The organism is Pseudomonas bharatica (assembly GCF_048586865.1).
Taxonomy (GTDB): Bacteria; Pseudomonadota; Gammaproteobacteria; order Pseudomonadales; family Pseudomonadaceae; genus Aquipseudomonas; species Aquipseudomonas bharatica.
This window is the reverse complement of sequence record NZ_JBMAWR010000052.1, coordinates 1-2,858: the sequence shown is the minus strand read 5'-3', so window position 1 is coordinate 2,858 and position 2,858 is coordinate 1. Positions and strand designations below refer to the sequence as shown.

General features: G+C 64.4%; 2 protein-coding genes. Both read left to right on the top strand.

Going from position 1 to position 2,858, the window contains the following annotated elements; translation table 11 throughout:
* The coding region (locus tag ACKLLE_RS27080; protein ID WP_420059598.1) for a type VI secretion system Vgr family protein at nt 1–1,938 on the top strand (1,938 nt) is incomplete at its 5' end.
* On the top strand, nt 1,935–2,858 hold a 924-nt coding region (locus tag ACKLLE_RS27075), incomplete at its 3' end, for a hypothetical protein (protein WP_420059597.1). The genes ACKLLE_RS27080 and ACKLLE_RS27075, both read left to right, overlap by 4 nt.

Below are 2,858 nucleotides of genomic sequence, written 5' to 3'. Positions count from 1 at the left end.
GTGAAATTCGGCGAGATCCTCGACCGTCCCGCGCTGTTCACCCTCTGGCAGGGCGGCCAGCCCGTGCGCTATGTCCATGGCTTGGTGAGTTCCTTCCAGCAGGGCGAAACCGGTTTCAGCCGCACCCGCTACCGCGCGGTCGTCGAACCGCGCCTGGCCCGCCTGCGCCTGTGCTCGGACTGGCGCATCTTCCAGACCCTCAGCGTGCCCGACATCGCCAACGAGATGCTGAAAAAGCACGCCCTCACCCTCGACTACGAACTGCGCGCGGCCAAGCCCCACACTGTCCGCGAATACTGCGTGCAGGCTGGCGACACCGACTATCACTTCGTCGAACGCATCATGCGCGAGGAAGGCTTTTTCTACGGCTTCCTGCACAGCGAGGAAGGCCATCGCCTGATCCACTGCGACTACCTGTGGATCTTCGGCAAGCAGCCCGGCCCGCCGGTGGAATACAACCCCAAGCCCGGCGCCGACCGCCCGGGCCCTGCGCTGCACCGCTTCACCTACACCGAGAACGTGCGCAGCGCCCGCCAGGTGCAGCGCGACTACAGCTTCAAGAACCCGAAATACCCTGAGCAGAGCACGTACGAGGCCACGGACCTCGAGCATCAGGCGGACAGCTACGAACGCTACGACTACCCCGGCCGCTACCGCGGAGAAAAGCCCGGCGAGGCCTTCAGTCGCAGCCGCCTGCTCGGCCTGCGCGGGGATGCCTGCCAAGTCATTGCCGAGGGCGACGACGCTCGGCTGGTGCCGGGCCTGTTCTTCGACATGGTCGGCCACCCCCGCGACAGCATGAACCGCGGCTGGCGCCCGGTGCGCCTGGAGCACCGCGGCAAGCAGTACGTCAGCCAGGAAGAGGAAAGTGCCGAAGCCGACCGCGGCACCCACTACAACTGCATCGCCACGCTGGTGCCACACGAGGCCGAATGGCGCCCCGAACCGCTGCCCAAACCGCGCATCGACGGCCCGCAGCCGGCCACGGTGGTGGGGCCGAAGGGCGAGGAAATCTATTGCGATGAATACGGCCGGGTGAAGGTGCAGTTCCCGTGGGACCGATTGGGCAAGGAAGACGAACACAGCTCCTGCTGGATACAGGTCTCGCAGAACATCGCCGGTGCGCTGTGGGGGCATATGGCGATCCCGCGCATCGGCCAGGGCGTGATCGTCAGCTACCAGAACGGGGATGCCGACCAGCCAGTGATCACCGGTCGATGCTACACGGCAATCCAGCGCCCGCCCTATGAACTGCCCGCCAACAAGACGCGCATGACCCTCAAGAGCCAGACCCACAAGGGCGACGGTTTCAACGAGCTGAGCTTCGAGGACGAGGCCGGGCAGGAAGAGGTGTTCATCCATGCCCAGAGGAACCAGAGGAACGAGGTCAAGCACGACGAAACCACCCACGTCGGGCACGACCGCAGCGAGCGGGTGGACAACGACGAGAGCCTCACCGTCGGCCACGACCGCAAGGAAACCGTGGGCAATGACGAGCAGGTGCTGATCGGGGAGAACCGCCGGCATGAGATCGGCAACAACGACGACCTGATCATCGGCGGCAACCACAGCATCAGCACCGCCGGGGACCGGACCGAAGAGGTCGGTAGTAGTCGCCTGGACAAGACCGCCGCCAACCACAGCGTGGAGATCGGCGGCAATCTGGATCAGCAGGTGCAGGGCACGGTTGATCTGCAGGCCGGCCAGCGCATCACGCAGCACACCAAGGTGTATGAAATCCACTCCTCAGAGGCTGTGGTCATCAAAGGCCCGGGCGGCACGCTGCGCATCGATGCCTCGGGCATCACCCTGGATGGCGTTGTGATCAATCTGATCGGCCCGATGACCAAGTCGGGCGGAGGCTCCGGCAACAGCCTGGTGCTGGCGAGCGAAATCGCACAGGAAGAAAGGGTGAAATGCAGGGAGCCCCGGCCATGAGCAAAGAAACCGTCATCGATTTTGCACGGCGACACCGTACCGCAAGCGACTACTTCTACCTGCTGGTGGACGGCCAGGCCGAATGTGCGCTCGATCATCCACTCAGCGTGCCGTCCCTGACCCGGTCATTTGGCGAGGCAGCCGTCACCCGTGTGCCGCGGCCGGATATGTCCCACGAGCAGGATCACTGCCCGGCTTTGATCCAGTTGGCGACGCCGGGGGAAGGGGTGTCGAAGGATTATCTCGACCTCAGCGCCGACTATTCCGCCTGGGACCTGAACTACGACGAACGCTACATCTGCGGTTGGCTGACCAGTCGGGAGCCGCTGGAGGTCGTCGCGGCTCATATCGCCGCCCGTTGCTATACCACCGCCGACGAGGCCGGTGATCCCTCGCCCTGGTTCGAACCGCTGAGGCTGGAGTTGCTGTTGTGTGCGATGCAAAAGCAGGCGGGCTGTTTATTGCGTCCGATCCAGAACTGGCTTTTGCCGCTCAGCTGGGGTGCCTACACCGTGGCGCGCAGCTCCGAGTATGCCTGCGATCCGGAGCTTTCCGAGCGGGCAAGGCAAACCCAGCAACTGGCATCTGAGGTGAATGCATTCCTGGGCATCTGGCGGCATGCCCTGACACTCCCCGAAGGCTTTGCCCCTTGGCGCTGGAAAGGCCCTGGCATCCTGCCGGAGCAGGCCAGCGTGCATGGCTTGCGCCTGATCCGCGACGCCCGCCAACTTGGTCTCCACAACAGCAGCGACCGGATCTCCCTCAGCCTGCACCGGGTGTTCATGCACCCCCTTCTGCCACAGCATCCGGATATCCAGCAGGCCATCTCCCAGGCCCGCGCCGGCAGCCTCGACCTGCCAAGCCATTTCGCCACCTACAGCGAAGCAACCTGGAAACGGATCGTCTACAGCCTGCCTCTT